General features: G+C 61.7%; 1 protein-coding gene. It reads right to left on the bottom strand.

Translation table 11 applies throughout. The features are described 5' to 3' along the window. On the bottom strand, nt 1-240 hold a 240-nt coding region (locus HU760_RS24410; protein WP_217858992.1), incomplete at both ends, for an immunoglobulin-like domain-containing protein.

Below are 240 nucleotides of genomic sequence, written 5' to 3'. Positions count from 1 at the left end.
TCGGGTTCGGGGTCAGCTGCTCGAAATTACCGCCCGTGGCGTTCTCGATGCTTACACTGACGGTCGAACCGTTGTTATAGACGTCGTTGGCCGGGGTCTCGAAATCGACACTGCCCTGGGTCTTGCCGGCTTCAACGGTGATGGTCTGGCCGTTGGACAGGGTCACGGTCACCGGAGTCTGGGCCGGGTTGCTCAGGGTCACGGTGTAGGTGATGACACCACCTTCGGTCACCGACGGGG

It is taken from the genome of Pseudomonas oryzicola (genome assembly GCF_014269185.2).
Lineage (GTDB): Bacteria > Pseudomonadota > Gammaproteobacteria > Pseudomonadales > Pseudomonadaceae > Aquipseudomonas > Aquipseudomonas oryzicola.
The sequence above is the reverse complement of the archived record's forward strand: the minus strand, read 5'-3'. Positions and strand labels throughout refer to the sequence as shown.